21 protein-coding genes are annotated in these 19798 nt (G+C 73.4%); 8 read left to right on the plus strand and 13 right to left on the minus strand.

Features of this window, described 5'->3' with window-relative positions; genetic code table 11:
* Nucleotides 1–8 precede the first annotated feature (8 nt).
* Genes ACIBAF_RS29845 through ACIBAF_RS29885 form a run of 9 tightly spaced genes read right to left on the minus strand, consistent with a single transcriptional unit; the run spans nucleotide 9 to nucleotide 10543 of the window.
* Nucleotides 9–1124, minus strand: a complete 1116-nt coding sequence (locus ACIBAF_RS29845) for a GNAT family N-acetyltransferase (protein ID WP_399467166.1) — start codon at nucleotides 1122–1124, stop codon at nucleotides 9–11.
* The gene (locus ACIBAF_RS29850; protein WP_399467167.1) at nucleotides 1121–1768 is read right to left on the minus strand and encodes a lipopolysaccharide biosynthesis protein; all 648 of its coding nucleotides are present in this window, start codon (nucleotides 1766–1768) and stop codon (nucleotides 1121–1123) included. The genes ACIBAF_RS29845 and ACIBAF_RS29850 overlap by 4 nt, the downstream gene beginning before the upstream one ends.
* Nucleotides 1765–2931 (minus strand): glycosyltransferase, encoded by a 1167-nt coding sequence (locus ACIBAF_RS29855; protein WP_399467168.1) that lies wholly within the window; start codon nucleotides 2929–2931, stop codon nucleotides 1765–1767. The genes ACIBAF_RS29850 and ACIBAF_RS29855 overlap by 4 nt, the downstream gene beginning before the upstream one ends.
* Nucleotides 2928–3668, minus strand: coding sequence for a polysaccharide deacetylase family protein (locus ACIBAF_RS29860; RefSeq protein WP_399467169.1), 741 nt, complete (start codon nucleotides 3666–3668; stop codon nucleotides 2928–2930). Before ACIBAF_RS29860 ends, ACIBAF_RS29855 begins: the two co-directional genes overlap by 4 nt.
* On the minus strand, nucleotides 3655–5448 hold the full coding sequence (locus ACIBAF_RS29865; protein ID WP_399467170.1) for a lipid II flippase MurJ: 1794 nt from the start codon (nucleotides 5446–5448) through the stop codon (nucleotides 3655–3657). The genes ACIBAF_RS29860 and ACIBAF_RS29865 overlap by 14 nt, the downstream gene beginning before the upstream one ends.
* Nucleotides 5445–6767 (minus strand): O-antigen ligase family protein, encoded by a 1323-nt coding sequence (locus ACIBAF_RS29870; protein ID WP_399467171.1) that lies wholly within the window; start codon nucleotides 6765–6767, stop codon nucleotides 5445–5447. Before ACIBAF_RS29870 ends, ACIBAF_RS29865 begins: the two co-directional genes overlap by 4 nt.
* A 7-nt stretch (nucleotides 6768–6774) precedes the next feature.
* Nucleotides 6775–8190, minus strand: coding sequence for an exopolysaccharide biosynthesis polyprenyl glycosylphosphotransferase (locus tag ACIBAF_RS29875; protein ID WP_399467172.1), 1416 nt, complete (start codon nucleotides 8188–8190; stop codon nucleotides 6775–6777).
* Entirely contained in the window at nucleotides 8187–9362 is a 1176-nt protein-coding gene (locus ACIBAF_RS29880; protein WP_399467173.1) for a glycosyltransferase, read from the minus strand. The genes ACIBAF_RS29875 and ACIBAF_RS29880 overlap by 4 nt, the downstream gene beginning before the upstream one ends.
* Before the next feature lie 53 nt (nucleotides 9363–9415).
* Entirely contained in the window at nucleotides 9416–10543 is a 1128-nt protein-coding gene (locus tag ACIBAF_RS29885; protein ID WP_399467174.1) for a DUF3344 domain-containing protein, read from the minus strand.
* Nucleotides 10544–10826: 283 nt separating this feature from the next.
* Here ACIBAF_RS29885 and ACIBAF_RS29890 point away from each other — a divergent pair, with 283 nt between their 5' ends.
* The 6 genes from ACIBAF_RS29890 (at nucleotide 10827) to ACIBAF_RS29915 (ending at nucleotide 14629) form a co-directional block, all read left to right on the plus strand.
* Nucleotides 10827–11066: a chaplin gene (locus tag ACIBAF_RS29890; RefSeq protein ID WP_399467175.1), complete on the plus strand. Its 240-nt coding sequence runs from the start codon at nucleotides 10827–10829 to the stop codon at nucleotides 11064–11066.
* 304 nt (nucleotides 11067–11370) lie between these two features.
* A complete protein-coding gene (locus ACIBAF_RS29895; protein WP_399467176.1) occupies nucleotides 11371–11667 on the plus strand; it encodes a hypothetical protein in 297 nt (98 codons plus the stop codon).
* Nucleotides 11668–11835: 168 nt separating this feature from the next.
* Entirely contained in the window at nucleotides 11836–12336 is a 501-nt protein-coding gene (locus tag ACIBAF_RS29900) for a DUF5949 family protein (protein ID WP_399467177.1), read from the plus strand.
* Nucleotides 12336–12968 (plus strand): vitamin K epoxide reductase family protein, encoded by a 633-nt coding sequence (locus tag ACIBAF_RS29905; RefSeq protein ID WP_399467219.1) that lies wholly within the window; start codon nucleotides 12336–12338, stop codon nucleotides 12966–12968. Before ACIBAF_RS29900 ends, ACIBAF_RS29905 begins: the two co-directional genes overlap by 1 nt.
* A gap of 256 nt (nucleotides 12969–13224) precedes the next feature.
* Complete coding sequence (locus ACIBAF_RS29910) at nucleotides 13225–13779, plus strand: tyrosinase family oxidase copper chaperone (protein WP_399467178.1); 555 nt, start codon at nucleotides 13225–13227, stop codon at nucleotides 13777–13779.
* Entirely contained in the window at nucleotides 13763–14629 is an 867-nt protein-coding gene (locus ACIBAF_RS29915) for a tyrosinase family protein (RefSeq protein WP_399467179.1), read from the plus strand. The genes ACIBAF_RS29910 and ACIBAF_RS29915 overlap by 17 nt, the downstream gene beginning before the upstream one ends.
* Nucleotides 14630–14716: 87 nt before the next feature.
* Here the strand turns inward: ACIBAF_RS29915 and ACIBAF_RS29920 are convergent, their stop codons facing one another.
* From ACIBAF_RS29920 to ACIBAF_RS29935, 4 genes are all read right to left on the minus strand, one after another.
* A complete protein-coding gene (locus ACIBAF_RS29920) occupies nucleotides 14717–15037 on the minus strand; it encodes a chaplin (RefSeq protein ID WP_399467180.1) in 321 nt (106 codons plus the stop codon).
* Between the two features lie 142 nt (nucleotides 15038–15179).
* On the minus strand, nucleotides 15180–15458 hold the full coding sequence (locus ACIBAF_RS29925; protein ID WP_399467181.1) for an acyl carrier protein: 279 nt from the start codon (nucleotides 15456–15458) through the stop codon (nucleotides 15180–15182).
* Nucleotides 15455–16528: an HAD-IIIC family phosphatase gene (locus ACIBAF_RS29930; RefSeq protein WP_399467182.1), complete on the minus strand. Its 1074-nt coding sequence runs from the start codon at nucleotides 16526–16528 to the stop codon at nucleotides 15455–15457. Before ACIBAF_RS29930 ends, ACIBAF_RS29925 begins: the two co-directional genes overlap by 4 nt.
* The gene (locus tag ACIBAF_RS29935) at nucleotides 16525–18321 is read right to left on the minus strand and encodes a GNAT family N-acetyltransferase (RefSeq protein WP_399467183.1); all 1797 of its coding nucleotides are present in this window, start codon (nucleotides 18319–18321) and stop codon (nucleotides 16525–16527) included. The genes ACIBAF_RS29930 and ACIBAF_RS29935 overlap by 4 nt, the downstream gene beginning before the upstream one ends.
* A gap of 315 nt (nucleotides 18322–18636) precedes the next feature.
* On the opposite strand from ACIBAF_RS29935, the gene ACIBAF_RS29940 reads away from it, so the two are divergent.
* Nucleotides 18637–19017, plus strand: a complete 381-nt coding sequence (locus ACIBAF_RS29940; RefSeq protein ID WP_399467184.1) for an S-adenosylmethionine decarboxylase family protein — start codon at nucleotides 18637–18639, stop codon at nucleotides 19015–19017.
* A 32-nt stretch (nucleotides 19018–19049) separates the two neighbouring features.
* Nucleotides 19050–19781 carry a 4'-phosphopantetheinyl transferase family protein gene (locus tag ACIBAF_RS29945; RefSeq protein ID WP_399467185.1) on the plus strand — a complete coding sequence of 244 codons (732 nt, stop codon included), beginning with the start codon at nucleotides 19050–19052 and terminating at the stop codon, nucleotides 19779–19781.
* Nucleotides 19782–19798: the final 17 nt, after the last annotated feature.

Genomic DNA, 19798 nt, shown 5'->3' on the forward strand with positions numbered 1-19798 from the left:
GGCCCACGTCAGGACCTGCCGCCACCGTCACGCTCCTTCCGCTGCTCCAGCCGGAGCAGCAGCTCCTTGCCCCGCCGCCGGGCGGCCACGTCGCAGACGACCGCCGACAGCAGCGGCGCGGTACGCCGACGGGCCAGCAGCAGCCGCTGGTTGACGACCGGCTCGGGCCGCCAGTGATGCTTGTAGGGCTCGTTGCCGCGCAGCAGGCTCAGCGCGGCGTGCCCGCCGCCCCGGGTGTGCTCGGCGCACGCGTCGAGCAGCATCACCGCCACGTCCGCCTTGCGTTCCCGCAGCCGGGGATGGGCGCCGTAGAGATAGCCCCCGGCCAGGCGGCGCGACAGCAGCGTCAGATCGACGGCCACCACGTCGTCGTCCAGCCGGAACTCGGTGACCACCGCGTCCCCGGAACGCACCATCGGGCCGACCGAGCGCACCAGATGCTCACAGAAGCGGGAGCGCAGATGCTCGCCGGTCACCTTCCGGCCCTGCCACTGCAACTGGTGCAGTTCCAGGAGCCGGCGCAGCGCCGAGTCCACGTCCTCCGGGCAGACGACCTGACGCTCCACGCCCAGCGCGGTCAGCTTGCGCAGCTTGGCACGCACCCGCTGGGCCTTCGCCGACGGCAGCCGGGCCACCAACTCGTCCATGGGGACGGCCGGCAGCTCCAGGCACGTCGAGTCGCTCACCCGGCGCCGCGGCCCGTGCCAGCGCTCGTAGACCTGCTCCACCGCGCCGCCCGGCCGCACCTCGCGGAAGTCGATCAGCGCGGTGCGGGCGGCCGTCGCGAGGCCCTCGGTGAGCGCGGCGACGGCCCGCTCGCCGTGTGCGTCGTCGACGAGGACGTCCCCGTAGTCCGAGATCGCCCCGCCGAGCGGCACCAGCGCCGGCAGCGGCCGGCGGACGGCCGTCAGCGGGGCGGCGGCCACGAGGTCACCGCCGTCGCGGACCAGCAGCAGACGCAGTCGCCCGCGCCTGCCGTACGACAGCCACCACGAGTGCAGCCAGGCGTGACTCTGGAACGGGGTGGCCGTCGCGCACCGCTGGTACAGGCGGCCCCAGGCGGGGGCGAGGGCGGCGAAGGCCTGTTCGTCCGTGACGAGTTCGGTGGTGAACGTCGGTTTCACAGCGTTCCGTGCGCGTCGGCGGCGACGGCCGGGCCGGGGACGGCGGCAGGACGCGCCGCCTCCTCCTGCCGGGCCCGCTTCGGCCGCACCAGCAGCACCAGAGCGCCGAGCAGCCCGCCCGCGCTCGCCCCGACCAGAGCGGTCACCACGGGGGACGCCGAGGAGGGGTCGGTCGGCTCGACCGCGCGGGCGAACTGCTGGAGCTCGACGTTGGTGGTGGCCTGCGAGCTCTTCGCGTGCTGGGTCAGCGAGCGGGAGACCGCGTTGGCCATGTCGGCGGCCAGGTCGGGACGCGAGGACGTCGCCGTGATCGAGACCATCGGGGCGTCCGGCGAGGTCGCCGTCTGTACACCGCGCTGGAGCGTCTTCACCGGCACGCCCGCCCACACCTGCGCGTCCCCGAGCACCGCGAGCTGGGTGGCGACCCGGCCGTAGGCCTGCGCGAAGCCGAGCGCGGACGCCGGGTCGGACTTCTCGGTGGGGACGGCGACGACATAGGCGGTGGCCGTGTACACGGGCGGCTCGACGGCCCCGTACACGCCGCCGAGCAGGCCGCCGGCGACGGCGCCGGCGGCGAGCAGGGACCACGGCGGGAGCATCCTGGCGCGGCGCGGGGCGGCAGGACGACGGGGGTTCTCGGTCATGGGGAACTGACTCCCTGGGGTGTCGGGGTAGTTGGGAAGAGCCGGGGTGGTCCGGACACGGTGGCCGCGTACACGTCCATGAGCCGGGCGGCGCTGCGGGTGATGTCGTAGTGGCGGGCCGCCTCGGGCGCGGTGCGCGGGCCGAAGGCCCCGGCGCGCGCCTCGGTCAGCGCGCGGGCGAACGCCTCGGCGCCGCCGCTCACCCGGCGGGCGCCCGCCGTCGCCCGGGCGGGCAGGTGCTCGATCGCGGGGCAGGAGGCGTAGAGCACGGGCAGCCCGCAGGCCAGCGCCTCCACGATGGCCAGGCCGAAGGTCTCCTCGGGGGAGGGGGAGACGAACAGGTCCATGGCGGAGGTGAGGGAGGGCAGGTCCGGGCCGGGGGCGCCGTCCGGGACGTAGGGGCGTTCGCCGGTGAACAGGACACGGTCGGCGACCCCCGCCTCGTGCGCGGTGCGCCGCAGCACGTTCTCCTCGGGGCCCCCGCCGACCAGCAGCAGCCAGTGGTCGGCGGGGAGCCGGGCGAGGGCGTGCAGGACGACGTCGAAGCGTTTGGCGGTCGTGAGGCGTCCGATGCCGCCGATGACGTAGGCGTCGTCGGGCAGGCCGAGGCGCCGTCGGGTGCGGTGGCGGGCGTCGGGGTCGAAGCGGAACCGGGCCAGGTCGATGCCGTTGGGGACGACCTCGATCCGCGGGGCCGGGACGCCCCAGCTGCGCAGCCGGTCGGCGACGGTGGGGGAGACGGCGACCGTGGTGCGGCCCAACCGCTCGCTGGCGAGGTAGAGCGCACGCACCCCGGAGGTCAGTTTCCGCCCCTCCAACTGCGAGGCGCCCAAGGAGTGTTCGGTGGCGACGACGGCGCGCACCCCCGCGAGCCGCGCCGCTAGCCGGCCGTAGACGCAGGCCCGGTAGAGGTGGGTGTGGACGAGGTCGTAGCCGCCGGAGCGGATGAGCCGGACCAGCCGCGGCAGCGCGCCGAGGTCGCGGTTGCCGGCCATGCCGAGGTGCACGACCCGCACCCCGTCCGCGGTCAGCCCGTCGGCGACCGACCCCGGGTTCGTCAGCGTCACCACGTCGCAGTCGACCGGCAGGTGGCGCAGCAGCAGCCGCAGTTGCTGCTCGGCGCCGCCGACGCCCAGCCCCGTGATGATGTGCAGCGCCTTCACCGCAGCCCCTCGACGGGACGCCGGCGCAACCGGTGCAGCCGGTACTTCAGGAGCAGGCGCAGCGCGTTGTCGTTCTCCCCGATGTGCACACGGGGAAGTGCGTGCAGGCCGTTGAGCTTCCCGGGGTCGATCGCGCAGGCGTAGCTGTAACCGGCTTCGCGTACGGCGTTCATGGCGCGCCGGTCGATCGTCCCGTACGGGTAGCAGAAGCCGGCGACCTCGGTGCCGAGGAGCGCGGTGAGGGCGGCGCGGCTCTCGACGGTCTCCGCCTTGAGGGTGAGGTCGTCGGCCCGGGTGAGGTCGACGTGGGTGAGGCCGTGCGAGCCGATCTCGACGCCCTCGTAGGCCGCGCGGCAGATGCCGTCGGCGGTCAGCAGGGGCTTGCGCGGGCCCAGCGGGTCCCAGGCGTTGTCGCCGCCGAGTCGGCCGGGCAGCACGAAGAGGGTGGCGTTGCAGCGGTGGCGGCGCAGCACGGGCAGGGCGTCGGTGAGGAAGTCGGCGTAGCCGTCGTCGAAGGTGAGACCGACGAGATTGCGGCCCTTGCCCTCGGCGCGGGCGGCGAGGAGCCGGCCCATGGAGACGCCGCGCAGTCCGCGCCGGCGCAGCCACATCAGCTGCTTCTCCAGCCGTTCGGGTGTGACGGTGATCTGGTAAGGGTCCTCGGGGCAGTCGTCGACGGAGTGGTACATCGCCACCCACGGGACGGGAGTGCGTCTGCTGGTGTCAGAAGCGGCCATGGGAGAGCCTTCGGGTCGCGGAACGTACGGAACGGAGGGCGGAGACGATGCCCTGGGCGCCCAGGGCACGGCCGAGCAGCAGGTAGACGACGGTCACGGTGAGCCCGCCGGCGGCGAGGCCGGCGAGCGGGTCGGCGAACCGCGCGGCGGCGAAGGCCCCCGCCAGGGCCGCCGCCAGGGCCGCGCCCACCGGCCGGCTCAGCTCGCGCAGCACGCCCCGGACACTGACCGGGACGCTGCGCGGACCCATCCCGGCCAGCAGCACCAGGGCGGTGACGGTGATGCCGGTCGCGTTCGCGGCGGCGATCCCGTACACGCCCCAGACGTGGACGCTCAGCGCGCCGATCAAGGAGGTCACGGCGATCCCGGCGGCCATCGAGCCCACCGGGTACCAGGAGCCGCGGCCCGCCGAGAAGTAGGAGCGGACCAGGACGCCCACCAGGGTCTGGCCGAGCAGTCCGAGCGCGTACACGCGCATCACGCCGGCCGTCGCCGCCGTGTCCCGCGCGGTGAACGCGCCCCGCTGGAAGAGCACCTCGACGATCTGCGGCGCGCACGCCACCACGGCGGCCGTGCCCAGCAGCACGATGCACGCGGCCAGCGCCAGATCCCGTTCCACGCGGCTGCGGGCCCGCTCGGCGTCCCCCTCGGCCAGCGCCCGCGCGACCACCGGGAAGGTGACCGTGCACACCATCACCGACAGGATCATCGGCATCTGCGCGACCTTCTGCGCGTAGTTCAGGTGCGAGATCGCCCCGGCCGGGAGGTGCGAGGCGAGGAAGCGTTCGATGAGGACCTGGGACTGCCGGCACAGGGCGAACAGGAGCACGGTCGTCAGGAGCGCGGTGTCGAGCGGCCGTGGCTCCTCCTGCCCGACGGCCGCCTCCCCGCCCACCTCCCGCTTCCTCAACTGCCCCAGCAGCGACGGCAGTTGTACGACGACCATCAGCAGACCGCCCACCGCGACCCCGACCGCCGCCGACCGCACCCCCCAGCGCCCGCCGAGCACGAACATCCCGGTGATGATGCCGACGTTGTAGGCGACGTAGATCGCCGCGGGCGCCAGGTACCGACGGTGCGCGCGCAGGGCCGCGCTGCAGTACCCGGCGAGCCCGAAGCTCACCACGCAGGTCGCGGTGAGCCGGGTGCAGTCCACCGCGAGCGCGGGGTCGGGCAGACCGGGCGCGAGGGCGCCGACCAGCTGCGGGGCGATGCCGATGAGCAGGGCGCCGACCGCGACGAACGCCAGCGACAGCCGGGGGAGCGTGCCGGCGACCAGCGCGCGCACCGGGTCGCCCGGGGCGCCCTGGGAGCGGCGGGCCAACGCCATGCTGAACGCGGGGATCAGGGCGAACGCCAGTCCGTCCTCGATGAGCAGCGTGGCCGCGAACTCGGGCACGGTCCACGCGACGAGGAACGCGTCGGTGTCCCTGCCCGCCCCGAACAGCCGGGCCAACGCCTGATCCCGCACCAGCCCGAGCAGCGCCCCGGCCACGGAGAGGACGGCGGTGACAAGAGCGGCCTTGGCAAGGAAACCGCGTGAGGGCGGAGGAAGTTCGGCGGCGCCTGTGCCTGTGCCTGTGCCTGTGCCCGTGCCCGCGCCCTCGCTCACCTCTGCGCCCCGACCCACGCCCCCTGCACCACCCGCTCCCCGGACCGTCTCCCCGGGGGCCTTCCCCGCCGTCCTTCTCGTCGCCTCTTTCGGTCGGGCGGCGGGGCGGGCCGGCGGGACGGCGGTGGGGTCGGTCGGGCGGGGGGTGCGGGGAGGGGTCGGGTTCATCGGGTGCGGGCCTCCTCGCGAAGGCTGCCCACGGCGTCCGCTCCGGCCAGCGCCCACCAGGCCGCCACCCCGAAGACGACCGCGGTCAGGACGGTGGAGGGGCCGCCGATGTCGGCGTACATGAAGTCGATCAGCTGCCAGAGCAGCAGGCCGCAGGCGACGAGCGCGCAGTCGAGGCCGGGGCCGGAACGCCGGACGCGGAACCAGCCGCGCAGTCCGCACGCCAGCAGCGCCAGCCAGCCGCCCGCGAGGGCGAGCAGCCCGATCAGGCCCTGCTCGGCGAGGACCAGCAGGTACATGTTGTGCGGGGAGAGCAGCGGCTGCCGGACGAAGCCCGAGCCCGCCCCCTCGGTGTCGCTGGCGGAGGACAGCGCGAGGGAGGCGTGCGCGTCGCGGTGTTCGGGGAAGCCCTTCAACCCGACGCCGGTGAGCGGCTGTTCGCGCCACATGCCGATCGCCGCCGCCCACATCGTGTACCGGTCGGTGACCGACTGGTCGGGTGCGTCCGTGACCTGCGTGATGCTGCTGACGCGCTGCTGGAGCATCGCCGAGCCGACGCCGAAGCCGCCGACCAGGATCATCCCGGCCGCGACCGCGACCGCGGCTGCCTTCAGCGCCCGCCGCAGCCCGGCGAGGGCCAGTTGGACCGTGAGGGTCAGCGCGGTCGCGATCCACGCGCCCCGGCTGAAGGACAGCGCGAGCGGCGCCAGCAGCGCGAGCGCGCAGCAGGCCGCGACCGCCCGCTGCCGCGGCGAGGTCCGGCCGAGCGCCAGCCCGACCGCGCAGATCAGTCCGAACGACACGACGGTCGCCATGCCCATCACGTCCTGCGGTCCGAACGTGCCGACCGCCCGGATGTCCTCGCCCTGGTAGGAGGCGCCGGTCCCGGTGACGAACTGATGGACGCCGACCGCCCCCTGCCACCCGGCGAGCCCGACGAACGACCAGGCCAGCACCCGGAAGTCGGACCGGTCACGGACAAGGAGGACGACGCTCGCCGGGACGAGCACGAAGATCTGCAGATAGCGGCCGAGCCCGGTGAGCCCCGCGCCCGGCGAGGACGCGCCCAGCGCGGCGAGCGCGAGCCCGACGACCGGAAGCCCGAGGACCACGGCGGCCGTCCGGGACAGGGGGCGTCGCCGCTGCCGCAGCAGCCGTACCGCGCAGAACAGCACGACCAGCGCGGACAGTGCGTCGGCCGGCCCGGCGCCGCCCTCCCCGCCGGGGGCGGACGGCAGCCCGAGCAGGGCGACCACGGCGACCACGGGCAGCACCGGTGACAGGGCCCGGGCGCGCGGCACGGACAGGGCGAGGGTCATCGGCGGGTCAGCTCCCGGTCGGTCGCACGAGGGAGGCCGCGGTGCGCAGCAGGATGCAGACGTCCTGCCACAGCGACCAGTTGTCGATGTACGCGTTGTCGAAGCGGGCCCGGTCCTCGATGGAGGTGTCGCCGCGCAGCCCGTGGACCTGGGCGAGGCCGGTGATGCCGGTCTGCATCCGGTGGCGGGCCGCGTAGCCCGGGTAGGTCTGGCTGAACTGGCCGACGAAGAAGGGGCGTTCGGGCCGCGGCCCGACCAGGCTCATGTCGCCGCACAGGACGTTCCACAGCTGGAGCAGCTCGTCCAGCGAGGTCCGGCGCAGGAAGCGGCAGAACGGGCTCATCTCCCGCTCGCCGGCCACGCTCCAGCGGGTCGCGGCCTCGTGCTCGTCGACCGGGCGGTGGGTGCGGAACTTCAGCAGCGTGAAGGGCCGGCCGTCCTTGCCGATGCGCTCCTGCCGGAAGACGATCCCCGGCCCGTCGGTCAGCCGCAGCACCGCCGCGCACACCAGCAGCAGGGGGCTCACCAGCAGCAGCAGGGTCCCGGAGGCCACGACGTCCAGCAGCCGCTTGCCGAGGCTGCCCCGGCGCCGGGCGCCCATGTCGAGGCGGCGGCAGGAGAACCCGGCGAGCTGCTCACGGCTCGCGTACGAGGGGGTGTCGGCGTCGATCTCCCACACGGTGCAGCCCGACTCGGCGAGCGCCCGCAGCAGCGGGCCCTGCACGGTGCGCACGGCCGGGTGGACGCACAGGACGTCCCGGACGCCGTTCTGGATGAGGGCCCGCTGCACCTCCTGACCGGTGGTCAGCACCGGCAGTCCGTCGGCGCCGTCGGGGCGCTCGGCGACGATTCCCACCGGCCGCACCCCGCAGCGCGGGTGGCGCAGCACGGCGGCGGCGACGCGCTGCGCGGTCGTGGCGGGGCCGATGACGAGCGCGGCGCGCGGGCGGCGCAGCAGCGCCCGGCGGCGCCGCCGATGCACGACCGCGCGGCCTGCGCACGCGGCCACGGCCTGCGCCGCGCACCCGAGGAGCAGGGTGTGGCCCGAGAGCGCGTGCGCGGGGATCCACGCCGCGACGAACGCGCCCAACGCCAGCCAGGCCACGGCGATCCGGCCGCAGACGGCGGGCAGTTCGTCCAGCACCCCCGTCGCCGGGCGCGGGCGCTGCGGGCGCAGCAGCATCGTGGCCGCGACCAGCAGGGCCACCAGTAAGGGGCGGCGCTGCGCCCCGGTCAGCGCCAGGGCGCCCAGCGACGCGGCGAGGCCGTCGGCGAGCAGCAGCGGCAGCGGCGACACGGGCTGCGCCGGGGGCCGCCGGGTGGGGAACCGGAATCCCGCTGCGCTCTCCCGCCGCGGAATGACCGAGACGGGTGAGTATCCGGGCTGCGCGCCCGGGGAGGGGACGGTGCTTTCCGCAGTCACGAGTGGATGGACTCCCTGCACTCGGGGGGCGCGACGCGCGCCCCTTCCGTGGTCGTGAGCAGCTCTCGGTACACGTCCGCGACCGCCTCGGCCGTGCGCCGCACGTCGTGCGCGGCCAGGACGTGAGTGCGTCCCCGGTGGCCGAGCGACTCGCGCAGCAGCGGGTCGAGGAGCAGTCCGGCGACGGCGTCGGCCAGCGCCGCCGGGTTCTGGGCGGGCACCAGACAGCGGGCGGCGAGCGGGTCCGGCAGGCTCTCCCGGGCGCCGTCCACGTCGGTCACCACGACGGGCCGCCCGCAGGCGAGCGCCTCCAGCGGGGCCAGCGCCATGCCCTCCCAGCGCGAGGGCAGTACGACGAGGTCGGCGGCCTGGTACCAGGGCACGGCGTCGGCGACGGCACCGGTGAACAGCACCGACTCCGGTGCCCGGGAGCGCAGCTGCTCCCCGTCCGGCCCGTCGCCGACCAGCGCCAGCCGGGCGCCGGGCACCTTCCGTTCCACGTCCGCCCACGCCGCCAGCAGCACGTCCTGCCCCTTCTGCCGGCACAGCCGCCCCACGCACACCACCAGGGGCGCCGCCGGCGCGAGCAGCGGGAGAAGGGCGGCCCGTACGGTGTCGACGGGAGCCGGGTGGAAGCGCTCGGGGTCGATGCCGTTGGGGACGACGCTCCACCGCCCGGCGATCCGGGCGCGTTCCCCGGTCGCGCGCTCCGCCTCGCTCACGCACACCAGCCGGTCGGCCCACCGCGCCCCGAACCGCTCCCAGGCGAGCGCGAGGGCCGCGGTGGGGCCGCCGACCGCCTCGAAGGACCAGGCGTGCGGCTGGAACACGGTCGGGATCCGCCCGCGCACCGCGAGCCGCCCGGCCAGTCCGGCCTTGGCGCTGTGCGCGTGCACCAGATCGGGGCGTACCTCGTCGAGCAGGCGTCCGAGCCGCCGTACCTCACCGGGGAGCGAGGGCCCCGGCGCCCGCGTCGCCGCCCAGTGCCGTACGTTCGCGCCCAGCGCGCGCAGGTCGTCGGCGAGGGGGCTGTCGGGGCAGGCCACGGTGAGGTGCAGGCCGGCTGCGAGCTGGGCCCGCGCCAGGTCCGTCACGACCCGGGCGACCCCGCCGTCCACGGGCTGGGTGAGGTGCAGGACCCGGGGTCTGTCGTCGGGTTCTGGCTGGTGCATGGCGCGGTTTCCTCGCTCACGGTGGCGCTCGGGACGTGCGGGAACGCGCTCGGCTACTTCTTTCGTGTGTCGACGGCGACGAAGAGCGCCCCGGCCCACGCCGCGTCCCGGGTGGAAACGAGCCGAACGGCAAGCTGGTCACCGCCGCGCCGCAAACCCCGGCCGAGATCGAACACATCGGAGTCGTAGCCGAGGGTGTTGACGTACGCCGGTACACGCGCCGCCGGAGCCGCCCCCGGCTCGCTGATCGTGGAGTTCAACACATCGTCAGATGGATTGACCGGGTCCGTGAGCGCTGTGGTCACTCGACCACCGGTCGAGAACATGAGCGAATCACCCGTTCGGCCGCGGTCGCCGTCGTACCCGACGAGCCCGGCCCGGCCGCCCGCACCCGGGGGGATGGCGAGCCCGCGCAGCCGGATCTCCTTCCCGGCGGCAGCGCCTGCGGCGGAGCCGGAGGAGGAGCCGAGGGTGTCGAAGCCGTCCCACAGGGCCAGGTGACGCAGCGGCTCCGCCGGGTTCTCGTACGCCACCACCAGCGTCCAGCCGCCCCAGGCGCCGGCCGCCGACCTGCCCATGGCCACGTTGATCTGCGCGACCGTGTACAGGCCCCGGCCGCTGTCGCGCACCAGGTCGGTGACGTCGGCGGAGGCCTGGAAGGCGTCGGCGCCCTGGGCCGCCCGGTGGCCGACGACCGTGTCCGCGAGCACCGCCTTGTACTGCCCGCCAGGCTCGGCGATCAGCACGCGCGCGTTGTCCGCGGGCGGCTTCTGCTCGCCGACGCGCAGGTTGCCGCCCCAGTACAGCCGCGCGTACGACACCCGCGCGCCCCGGGGGAGACGGACTTCGGCGCTGGAGGAGTTGTAGGTGTTCGGGTCGGCGTCGACGTCGACGTAGAACATGTCGAACTCGTTGTTGACGGCCGCCGCGCCCTGACGCACCGACGGGCAGGAGGGCACAGCCCTGGCCGCCGGGGCCGCGCGGCAGCTGATCGCCGTGTTGGCGGCGCGGACGATGCCGCCGTGCTGGGTCGCGCGGTAGCGCTGCGCGAAGTGGATGCTCTCCGCCTCGGTGAGGGGCGGGGCGCCGATCGCCCGCGCGCTGCCCAGCGCCCAGACCGAGGCGAGGGCGAGAACTCCGGCCGTCGTGCCGCGCAGCAGCGGACCCAGGGAAATGCGCATGACCGGCGGTGCCCTTTCCAAAAGACCGTGGAGTCGGTGTCTGTCGATATCCATCGATGCCTGCGGTGCTATTTGCTGGCTGTAGGAGCAGCGGGCGAGGCGCAACTCTAACCAGTATCTGGACTAATACGCTGATACCGGTCAAGTGTGTCGGAATCGTGAAGTCTGGCCCGTCGTGGCGTCACTCGAATGGCTGCGCAACTCCGGGGAATCGCGCGCGTTGACCTCAGTGCCGGGCACCCCGCCCGGGTGTTTGTGTCAAAACCTCAAGGAGCACCTCTCCATGTCGCGTATCGCGAAGGGCCTGGTCCTGACCTCCGTTGCCACCGCGGCCATCGCCGGCGCCTCTGGCATCGCCGTTGCCGACAGTGGCGCGGAGGCCGTCGCCGCGCACTCCCCTGGCCTGCTGTCCGGCAATGTCATCCAGCTGCCGCTGCACGACCAGACCAACACCTGCGGCAACTCGACCGACGCAACCGGCCTGCTGAACCCGGCGTTCGGCAGCATCTGCGTCAACGACTGACGCCACGCCGCGCTTCTTCGAGCGGCCGTCCTCCCCCCAGGAGGGCGGCCGTTGGCGTTGTCCCGAAGGGCGGCGGAGCCAGGACCCCGGCCGAGAATCCTCGACAGGCCGCTCTTGGCGGGCCTTCTGACCGCTCCTTGAATTCAGCACCCGGCAGGGCCTTCTCGCTCGGGGAGGGGGCCTCTGCCGGGGGTGCTCGAGATTTCCCGCACACGGGGTTTCCGCTTCCGGCGGGACTCGTTGTGCATGGCGTCAGACTTCCCCTGGTGACTTGAGTTGCCGAGTCGCCGAAGAAAGGAACCCGATGAAGTCCCTGAAGGCCGCCGCTGTCATTGCCGGGTCCATGGTCCTCGCCGGTGCCGCCGCGCCCGCGTTCGCCAACAGCACCGCCGATCTCACGCCCACCAGCCTCACTGGCGCAGTGAACACGCTCACCAAGGGTCCCGTCGCCCTCGACGGGCCGGACGTGACGCGGCTGCAGCACCAGTCGAACGCGCTCGACACCGAGAACAAGGACTCCGTGCTCAACACCGTCAAGGGCGCGACCGGCGCTCTCAACAGCCCCAAGCCGCTCCTTGGCGGACTGCCCCTGAAGAGCTGAGACGTTCTTCCCGCAGGGCCGGCGCCGTGTCGTACGGGCCGGCCCTCGGTGCGCTGTTCGAGCCGGGCCGGGGGACCGTCCCTCGTTCGTGTGGAGCACTGGTGGGGCGTCCTCCGTACGGGTGAGAACGCGCCCGGCCGCCCAGCGGGCCGCCGATAAAGTCGCGCGGTGACCCCAACCACCAGCGCAACCCTGCCCTTCCGCGCGGCCGACCTGGGCACCCTCGTGGTGATGCCATGGAGCGGCGAGGCCCCGGACGGCGGCGACATGCCCTACCTCCTCGCCTACTCCCTCGGCGACGCCGCGGACGGCCCCGAGGCGACGACCGCAGCTGTCGAGCGCCTGCTCACCGACCACGGCTTGCCCGTCGGAGGAGACCTGGTCGACGGTGCCGTCCGGCCGAGCCTGCCGGTGACCCTCCTCGTCGAGGCGGGCCAGGCGGTCCTGAACGCGCCGAGCTTCAACGCCCAGTGCCTTCCACCGCCCGAGTGGCTCGCGGCCGTCGAGAAACGCGGCTACGCCTATCTCGTCTTCACCACCCGGCCGTGGCCTGAGGCTGTGCCCGGCAAGCCCGTCGAGCCCGAGGAGCTGGCCGCGTTCGCGGGGGCCGAGGAGACTCTCACGGCCGCGGCACACGCCGTCCTGCCGGCCCGCAGCCTGCGTAGATGATGACGGGAACCGGGGGTGACAGCAGGGCGGAAGACGCGGGCGGCAGCCGCGCGCACGTCGCCGGGAGCCGCCGCGCGTACGCCCTGTTCCTCGTCCTCACCGGCGCGGCGGGGCTGCTGGCCTCCTGGGTCATCACCATCGACGAGTTCAAGCTGCTGGAGGAACCCGGATTCACCCCGGGCTGCAGTCTGAACCCGGTGGTGTCCTGCGGCAGCGTCATGAAGAGCGGCCAGGCCTCGGCGTTCGGCTTCCCCAACCCGATGCTGGGCTTGGTGGCCTACGCCATCGTCGTCTGTGTCGGCATGAGTCTGTCGGCCCGTGCAGCCTTCCCCCGCTGGTACTGGCTGATCTTCACGGCCGGCTGTCTCTTCGGTGTGGGGTTCGTGTCCTGGCTGCAGTTCGAGTCCCTGTACCGGATCAACGCGCTGTGCCTGTGGTGCTGCCTGGCGTGGGTCGCCACGATCCTGCTGTTCTGGTACGCCGTCTCCTTCGACGTACGCCACGGGTTGCTGCCGGGGCCAGCAGGGTTGCGGACGTTCTTCGACGAGTTCACCTGGGTGCCGCCCCTTCTGCACCTCGGGGTCGTCGGCATGCTGATCCTGACCCGGTGGTGGGATTTCTGGACGGGCTGACCATTCAGCCGTTGCCCTGCCGATGCGGGAGCGCCCGGGGGGCCGCACCCTGTCGGGGGCCGTCTGATCCCGGAGCGTGTCGTCCGGCGCGGACCTCGGTCTGGCTGAGGGGCTGTCGCGAGACCCGGAACACAGCGGGTCCGGACGTCCTGTCCGGGCTGTCCGCGTGCTTCTGACGGGTGATCGGGCGGCGGGTGGTGACCAGACGGACCGCCAAGCGGTTAAACGGACAACCGAACAGGACGAGGAGCACACCATGGTCGTCAACGCCGACGGAGCACCCGTCACCGCGGTTCCGCTGGGGGCGGTGAGACGGCGCCCGGCCCGCGGCACTCGACGGAACCTGCTGCGCGGGCTGCTCGGCGCCGGCGCCGCACTCGCGCTCGCCCCGGTCGTCGCCGCGTTCCAGCCCCCCGGTCCGCCGGACGGGTCCGCGGACATCCCGCCCGGCTCCTTCGAGGAGACGTACCGCGGCAAGCGCCTCCGCGGCGTCCTCACGCCGGCGGATCGCGCGCCCGGCGACGGCCCCCGGTGGGAGGTCACGGTCGACGGCCGTGCGCTGCACCTCATGCGTCGGGCGGACGGTACCTGGCTGAGCACGGTCGACCACTACCGCTCGTACGACACCCCACTGGAGGCGGCCCGCGCCGCCGTCGACGAACTGGGCCCGGCAGAACAGCTGCGCGCCACCGGCGCCCCGAGGGACCGCCCGCACCACGGACCAGTCGGAACACGAGGGGCAGACGGGAAACGCGGGACAGACAGGACGGACGTATCGCACATGGGGGGACACCATGGTCTACACGCGTAAGGACGTCAGCATGCTCACCGGCGCTGAGCGGCGGCGGTTCGTGAAGGCGCTGCTGGAGATCAAACGACGAGGCGAGTACGACGAGTTCGTCCGAATGCACATCGAGTACTACGTCTCCGACGGTGAGGGCGGCCTGCGCACGGCCCACATGGCGCCCTCCTTCCTGCCCTGGCACCGGCGGTTCCTGCTGGAGCTGGAGAAGGCGCTGCGCCGGGTCGACTCCTCGGTGACGGTGCCGTACTGGGACTGGACGCGTGACCGTTCCAAGACTTCCGCGCCTTGGACCGAGGACCTGCTCGGCGGTGACGGTCGGCGCTCCGATCGCCAGGTGACGACCGGGCCGTTCGCCTACCCCGCCGGCAACTGGACGATCAAGGAGGGCGTTACGGACGGGGAGTTCCTCACCCGGGACCTCGGCCGCGCCCGCGACCCGATCGAACTGCCCACCAAGAGCGAACTGGAGTGGGCGCTGAAGGACCCGCTCTACGACACCGCGCCCTGGGGGTCGACGGTCACACAGGGGTTCCGCAACAAGCTGGAGGGGTGGGGGACCGGCGGGGGAAGCGTCGCCTGGCGTAACCACAACCGGGTGCACCGGTGGGTCGGCGGGGCGATGCTCGGCGGTGCCTCCGTCAACGACCCTGTGTTCTGGCTGCACCACGCCTTCGTGGACCTGGTGTGGACCCGCTGGCAGCAACGTCACCGCGACCACCGCTACGTGCCCGCTGAGCCGCCGGGACCGGGCGACGGGCAGTACCGCCGGGTCGTCGCCCGGCACGAGAAGCTGCCTCCGTGGGACGTGACGCCGGACCAGTTGGAGGAGATCGGCCGGATCTACCGGTACGCGTGACGTGCCGTGTTCACGCTGTGCCGTGCGCACCACAAGAGCCCCGGCGCCTTGAGCGCCGGGGCTCTTGTGGTGCGCACAACGGGCTGGTCAGTCGCCGTAGCCCGAACCGCTGTTGTGCCGACCGCCCTTGTCCTCGTAGCCCTTGTCATGGTCGCCCTTGCCGAGGCCGTCGCCGTTGACGCAGGTGTGGCCGAAGGTCGGGTTCAGCAGGCCGGAGACGCCGGTGCTGTTGCCGCAGACGTTGAGCTGCGTGTTGACCGGAATCTGGACGACGTTGCCAGAAAGGACACCCGGCGAGCCCACAGCCGCGCCCTGCGCACCCGCGTCCGCCATGGCCAGGCCGGCCCCGGTGACGACCACGGCGCTGGTGCCGAGGGCAACTGCGGCTGCCTTCGCGATGCGAGACATCACGTTCTCCTTTAGTGAATTCGGATCGCGCGGCAGCAGGACGCGCCGCCGCACTCCCTGTTCAACGCCGCCGCCCTGGGCGAGTCACGGCATGTCCGTATGGATCACCCATTTTGAACAAGGAGGACGTACAACCGGATGCCTATGTGGGCTGGAGGTGGGACGCGACGAAGTCCGACAGCGTGGCGATGGACTGGAGACTGTCCAGGCTCAGGTCCAGGGCGGCCACGTCGACGCCGTAGCGTTGGTCGATCGTGCCGAGCAGGGTCACGCCGGCCAGTGAGGTGAGGCCGATCCGCGGGCCGAACAGGTCGGTGTCGGCGGGGAGTTCGGCGACCACCGCCTCGTCCAGGCGGGCGGCCTCGGCGATCAGCGAACGGAGCTCCCGTTCCACCGTCGCCCGGTCTCGGGTCTCCGTCACGCGTCGGCGTCCTCTCGGTCGGATACGTGCAGCCAGGTCGGCGGCGCCGGCAGGTCGCCGTGCAGGGGCCTGCCCAGGACCGCGGAATCGGCGTGGGCCGTGTGGGTGTCGTCCGTGCGGCGCAGGCCCGCCTGGCGGAGCAGGATGCGCATCTCCAGGTTGGCGTCGGTCGGGCGCAGGGTCACCCGGAACTCCTCGGCGCCCGCCGCCCGGGCCCGCTCCATGAGCCGGAACAGGAAGGCCGCCGCCGCGCCCCGGCCGGCGACCCGGCAGGACAGCGCGAGCAGCGGGACGGACCAGACGGCGGGGGCGGTGCGGTCGACGAGGGCGGCGCCGATGATGCCGTACGCGCCGAAACGGTCCGTCATGCGGGCCGTGTACAGCTCGTGTCCCGCCGAGGCGGCCAGCTCGCGCAGCCGGTCGGGGGTGAGGCCGGAGGAGTTCAGGCGGTGGGTGCGGGCGGCGAGTTCCAGGGCGCGGGGGCTCTCGTCGGGCGTGGCCGCGCCGACGGTGAGGCGCATGTCGCACCAGCGCAGGAACTCCTCGCGCGAGCCCTGGAAGCGCTCGCCCTCGGCCCGGCGGGTCTCCTCGGTGCGGTAGCGGTGCACGCGCTCCCGGGACTCGGGGGTCACCTCCCGGCCCTCGAACGCGGCCGTCAGCGCGGGCACGTCCTCGGGGGCGAGGGTGCGCACGTCCGGCAGCAGGGCCTCGACCTCGGCGCGCTCGTACGGGGAGTCGTCGACCAGGAGCAGGGCGTCCACCGCGATGCCGAGGTCCTTCGCGATCCTGCGCAGCGACTCGCTCTTGTCCTGCCAGGACACCTGCGGGGCGAGGAAGCGCGCACGCAGCTCCGGCACGGCGTCCAGCCGGTCCAGCACCGACGGCGCGCTGCGGCTCGCGATGCTGCTGAGCACGCCGTGGGCGGCCAGCGCGTCGATCGCGGCGAGCATCTCGGGGCGGGGCGTGGGCAGTTCGTCGGTGGGGGACTCGACGGCGATGTCGTCCCACAGGGTGCCGTCGAGGTCCCATACGACGCACTTGACGCGGTCGGGGTCGAAGGCCGCCGTCACCGGTCCCCCTCGGGCAGGAACAGCTTCATCGACAGGCTGGTGGGGTCGAAGCCGAACTTGCGGTAGACCGTGCGCATCGGGACGTTGCCCACGTGCACCCGGCCGACGACCTCGGTGATGCCGTTCGCCAGGCAGAACTCCAGGCCCGCGGTGAGCAGGAGTTCCGCCACGTCACTGCGGTTGTCCACCGGGGACACCGCCAGGGAGCGGAAGTTGGCGTAGCGGTCGCCGGTCATCGCGTTCTGGTTGATGCTCACCCAGCACCAGCCGACGGGCTCCTCGCCCGGGCCGTGGGCGACGATCATGCCCTCCTTCGACTTCTCCATGGCCCGGCCGAGGCGCGACGCCCACCGCTCGGGGTCGTCGATGGCGTCCTCGCCGAAGGAGACCCGGGCGATCTCGGCCTCGAACCGCCCGATGGCCGGCAGATCACGCTCGTCGGCCTGACGGGTGACGTACGGCCGCGCCCGGTTCGCGAGGGCGGCCCGGTCGGCGTCGGACGGGGCGTGCCAGCCGGGGGTGCGAGGGGCGGGGGCGGCGGTGGGAGCAGCGGTGGGTGCGGGGGCGGGCGTCCTGGCAGGGGCAGGGGCAGGGGCAGGGGCAGGGGCAGGGGGCGGGGGCTGCTGGGCCGCCGGGGGGGTCGGTTCGTCCGCCGGGACCAGTCGGCCCGGGCGGAAGGGGCCCTTGCCGCAGTTCGGGCAGCCGTCGGCGCGCAGGGCGGCGACCGAGGTCCAGCGGGCGCCGGGGCCGACGCGCAGCCGCGTCTCGCACGCCACGCACGTGTACTCGCGCTGCCGGGTCCGCTTGTCGCCGGTGTAGAGGGGACCGCTGAACTCGCCCTCGTGGGAGGGAGCGGTCGAGTTGGTGGTGAGGAGGTGCTGGAAGAAGCCGACCCCGCCGAGGATGCCGCTGCCCTCGTACTCGTTGAAGTTGCGGATGTAGCCGTTGGTGACCAGGCCGAGCGCCATGATCTCCCGCTGCACCTCCAGCATCTCGTCCGGGCTCTTGCCGCCGAAGGAGAAGAAGACGCTGTGCGCGGGACCGGGCCGCAGCCCCTCCACGGCACGGGAGAGGAAGAGCCGGGCGCCCTCGGGGGTGTACGGCGGGTCGGTCATGGCCACGTCGTGCTGCCGGTGGAGTTCCGCGGGCAGCGGCAGGCGCAGGTCGTGCCGGACCGTCTCCACGCGCGTGCCGAGACCGGCCGACGCCTTCTGGATGTAGTCGAGGATCTCCGGCGAGATGTCCACGACGGTGACCCGCTCGACGATCGGGGCGCCGAGGACGTCGCCCACCACGGCGACGGCGAGGGAGACGAGGTCGTCGTCGCCGATCAGCAGCAGCGAGCCGCCCGGCAGCGCCCCCGCCGTGAGCAGCGCGAGCACCCGGCGCACCTTGGTCTCCGCCGTGCAGTGCGACTGGTCGATCGCCATGTCCGCGGCGGGGCCCGCCTCCATGAGCGCCCGCAGCCGCGGCACGGCCTCCGCCAGCACGTCGGGGATGACCAGCTCGCGCCCGTCGCAGGTGCGGCAGGTGGCGTCGAGGGCGAGGTCCATGCCGAGCCGGGCGACGAGGTCCTGGCCGGTCTCCGTCAGCCGGGACGGACGCTCCTTGGTGACGAGGCCCCGGCGGCGCAGCTCGTTGCCCAGCGCCGCCACGATCGGGACGGGCAGGCCGGTCGCGCGGCTGAGGTCCTTCGTGGAGGCGGGGGCGAGGCGGCGCAGGGCGCGAAGGACGGACCGCACTCCGGGCGGCCCCTCCTGGAGCCGGACGGCGTCCGCGACTTCCGTGAGCACAGAATCGGCGGTGGTACTCCGAGGGTGCCGACGCGCGTTCGTCACAATGCTGCTCCAGGCAAGCTGATTGATGGATTCCGGGACTATCGAGTATACGGGCTGGTGGAGAGCCGTCCGGACCCGCTCGGGCGGCCGGGAAAGGGCGGGAATTCCGATGGAATTCCCATGCGTAAAGGGAAATGCCGTGACGTTCGTTTCGGAAGGCTTTTCCTAAAGGGTTTGCGTGCCGCAGTGCGCCCCGGATGCTACTCTGGGCACCACCGAGCGCCTATGTGAAAGGAGACGGGGGCAGCGGTTCGTCACCCCCGGTTCCCCATGACCAACTCCGCCAACCTCGCCACCGAGGGTATAAACGTCGACGATCTGTGCTCTTATGCCGTCGACGTATGGGTGAGCGACCACAGCATCCTGACCGACGAGGCGCGCCTCCTCCAGGTGCTGCGCACGGCCGCCGAAAAGGGAAACGCCACGGTGCTCGGTGAGGCGTCGCACGTTTTCCCGAACGGCGCCGTCACCGCGATTCTCCTGCTTTCCGCCTCGCACCTGAGCATTCACACCTGGCCCGAATTCAGCCTGGCCAACGTGGATCTGCTCGCCTATGGCCGGCTGAACGGCGAGCGCATGATGCAGAGCGTCGAACTCGGCCTGTCGCCGACGCGCATCAACGTGACGCGCATGCTGCGCGCCGTGCACTGACCGTTCCCCGCACCAGTCCCCAGGCCGGTCTCGTGTCCTTGGTGCAGGTCTCGTGGGCGCGCCTCGGCGACGCCCACGAGGGCCTGCTGCGCCTGCTGGACCCCCGGGAGCGCGGCCGCCTCGACGCGACCGTCCGCCCCGACGACCGGGCCCGCTTCCTGGTCGGCTGCGCCCTGAGCCGGCTGCTGCTGGGCGAACTGCTCGGCGTGGCCCCGGCGGACGTGCCCCTGCGGCGGGTGTGCCCGCGCTGCGGCGGGCCGCACGGCAAGGTCCGGCTGGACGTCCCGGACCCGCCCGCGCCCTACGACTTCTCCGTCACCCACAGCGGTGCGGTCATCGGCGTCGCCGTGTGCCGGGGCGGGCAGGTGGGCCTGGACGTCGAGGAGGACGGCAGTCCCCTCGACGTCGACAGCGCGGCGCGGGCCGCTCTCTCCGACACCGAACTGGCCGCCCTGAACGCCCTGCCCGCGGCCGAGCGGCGGCCCGCCTTCCTGCGTGTCTGGACCCGGAAGGAAGCCGTGCTGAAGGCCCTCGGCGTGGGCCTCACCGTGTCGCCGCGCGAGCTGGAGGTGTCGGCGCCCGACCGGCCGCCGGCCGTGCTCGCCTGGCCCGGCCGTCCGTCCGTCCGGCCCGAAGCGGGCCTCGCGGACCTGGTCGTCGCCGGGACGCATCCCGCGGCGGTGGCCGTCACGGGAGCGGGCGCGAGCCGGGTGCGCGTCGAGCAGCGCGAGCGGTCCGGCCTGGTGGCCGGGTACGGCCGCTGACCCGCACGACGCCTCCA

It is taken from the genome of Streptomyces sp. NPDC051677 (assembly GCF_044453465.1).
GTDB lineage: Bacteria > Actinomycetota > Actinomycetes > Streptomycetales > Streptomycetaceae > Streptomyces.

Excerpts from the sequence above, each read along its gene's own strand:
- ACIBAF_RS29905 (WP_399467219.1), top strand. The coding sequence starts at position 12,336 with ATGACGGGAACCGGGGGTGACAGCAGGGCGGAAGACGCGGGCGGCAGC.
- ACIBAF_RS29860 (WP_399467169.1), bottom strand. The coding sequence starts at position 3,668 with ATGGCCGCTTCTGACACCAGCAGACGCACTCCCGTCCCGTGGGTGGCG.
- ACIBAF_RS29865 (WP_399467170.1), bottom strand. The coding sequence starts at position 5,448 with ATGAACCCGACCCCTCCCCGCACCCCCCGCCCGACCGACCCCACCGCC.
- ACIBAF_RS29895 (WP_399467176.1), top strand. The coding sequence starts at position 11,371 with ATGAAGTCCCTGAAGGCCGCCGCTGTCATTGCCGGGTCCATGGTCCTC.
- ACIBAF_RS29850 (WP_399467167.1), bottom strand. The coding sequence starts at position 1,768 with ATGACCGAGAACCCCCGTCGTCCTGCCGCCCCGCGCCGCGCCAGGATG.
- ACIBAF_RS29910 (WP_399467178.1), top strand. The coding sequence starts at position 13,225 with ATGGTCGTCAACGCCGACGGAGCACCCGTCACCGCGGTTCCGCTGGGG.
- ACIBAF_RS29885 (WP_399467174.1), bottom strand. The coding sequence starts at position 10,543 with ATGCGCATTTCCCTGGGTCCGCTGCTGCGCGGCACGACGGCCGGAGTT.
- ACIBAF_RS29870 (WP_399467171.1), bottom strand. The coding sequence starts at position 6,767 with ATGACCCTCGCCCTGTCCGTGCCGCGCGCCCGGGCCCTGTCACCGGTG.
- ACIBAF_RS29915 (WP_399467179.1), top strand. The coding sequence starts at position 13,763 with ATGGTCTACACGCGTAAGGACGTCAGCATGCTCACCGGCGCTGAGCGG.
- ACIBAF_RS29920 (WP_399467180.1), bottom strand. The coding sequence starts at position 15,037 with ATGTCTCGCATCGCGAAGGCAGCCGCAGTTGCCCTCGGCACCAGCGCC.
- ACIBAF_RS29940 (WP_399467184.1), top strand. The coding sequence starts at position 18,637 with ATGACCAACTCCGCCAACCTCGCCACCGAGGGTATAAACGTCGACGAT.
- ACIBAF_RS29890 (WP_399467175.1), top strand. The coding sequence starts at position 10,827 with ATGTCGCGTATCGCGAAGGGCCTGGTCCTGACCTCCGTTGCCACCGCG.
- ACIBAF_RS29880 (WP_399467173.1), bottom strand. The coding sequence starts at position 9,362 with ATGCACCAGCCAGAACCCGACGACAGACCCCGGGTCCTGCACCTCACC.